Source organism: Bartonella sp. AD24XZML (assembly GCF_042196485.1).
Lineage (GTDB): Bacteria > Pseudomonadota > Alphaproteobacteria > Rhizobiales > Rhizobiaceae > Bartonella.
In genome coordinates this window covers 1-1,722 of record NZ_JBHIQH010000097.1, presented here as the reverse complement: position 1 = coordinate 1,722, position 1,722 = coordinate 1, and the positions used below count along the sequence as shown (strand labels likewise).

Annotated in this window: 1 protein-coding gene; it reads left to right on the top strand. The window is 42.4% G+C overall.

Annotated elements, in window-relative coordinates; all coding sequences use genetic code 11:
* Positions 1 to 1,722: DEAD/DEAH box helicase family protein (locus ACFIMX_RS08835; RefSeq protein ID WP_375694346.1), on the top strand; the 1,722-nt coding region annotated here is incomplete at both ends.

The window sequence follows — 1,722 nt, the reverse complement described above, 5'->3', positions numbered from 1 at the left end:
TGGAAAGGAAGCGATACAGACACCGATATTGATTTGGTAGCGAAAATTCGTGATCAAGACGATTACGTTGCTATTCGCTGTCAATTTTATGAGACCAATCATCAGATTACTCAAGACGATATTGAAAGCTTTATCGCTATTTCTAGTAAAAAGAGATTTAAATACCGCCTTCTCATTGATAGCACGGAAAGAGACTTAAGCGAAAATGCCAATACCATGATTGAAGGGCAAGCGGTTCCNAATGCCAATACCATGATTGAAGGGCAAGCGGTTCCGGTTTATCGAATTAATCTGTTTGATATGGAAAATAGTCAAATCGATTGGGGTATTTTTGATAAGACAGGCAACATTGTTCTTTACGAGCAAACGAAGAAAAAGCTTTTAGATCATCAGAAAGAAGCGCTTAAAGCAGTTTGTGAGGGTTTAAAAAAAGCAGACCGTGGCAAGCTGATTATGGCATGTGGTACGGGGAAAACTTTCACCAGTTTGAAGATAGCAGAAACCATAGCAGGAACTGGCAAGCATGTATTGTTTTTGGTCCCTTCTCTTGCCTTGATGTCACAAAGTATTCGTGAATGGACCGCCGATGCACAAGTGCCCTTGCGTTGCTTTGCCGTGTGTTCGGATAGGCAAATCGGCAAGCGGCGTAAAAACCAAGAGGATGATGGGGAATTATCGGCATCGGATTTAGCACTCCCTGCGACAACCGATGCCTCTAGGCTTGTCGAGAAAGTAGGAAACTCTTCGCCCCATGCGATGAGTGTTATTTTTGCGACCTATCAATCAATACAAGTCATTGTTGATGCGCAAAAGGATCATGGCTTAACAGCCTTTGATTTGATTATTTGTGATGAGGCGCATAGAACAACGGGGGCTTCATTAGGAACTGACGACAATGAATCTGATTTTATCAAGGTTCATGATAACAGTCTTATTCGAGGCAAGAAACGTCTATACATGACGGCAACGCCTCGTATCTTTAGTAACCATGCCAAAAGGCGTGCTGATGAGGTTGATGCTGTTTTAGCCTCTATGGATAATGAAGCCATTTATGGAAAAGTTCTTTATACCTACAGTTTCACCGATGCGGTCAAGAATGAACTGTTAACCCCTTATAAGATTATTGTTTTGGGGGTTGATGAGGGGAAAATCAGTGAAACCATGGAGATGCCTACCACAAGTAAAGATTATGAACTTACTTTAGATTATAGAACAAAAATTGTTGGCTGTTATCAAGCTTTAACCAAACTGGATCTAAAAGCTGATCTTGGAGATGATACGAGCCCCATGCGTCGTGCCTTGGCTTTTTGTAAAGATATCAAGACCTCTAAAAATATCCGTGATACTTTCCAAGGAAAAGGTGTTAAGAGGATTTTCAACAGACTTTATCAAAACCACCCCGATACGCCCCCTCTAATCTGTGAAGTTGATCATATTGATGGGAAGGATGGTGCCAAAGAACGGTCAAGAAAACTGGATTGGTTGGAAGAAAATGTGGGGGAAAATCACTGCCGTGTGCTCACCAATGTACGCTGTTTGTCTGAAGGTGTCGATGTGCCTACCTTGGATGCGGTGATGTTTTTACACCCCCGTAAAAGCCAAGTGGATGTAATACAGGCAGTAGGACGTGTGATGCGTCGTGCTCCAGGCAAAAAAAGAGGTTATATCATTTTACCCGTTGGGGTCCCTGCTGGGATTGACCCCGAAAAAGCTTTAAAGAAC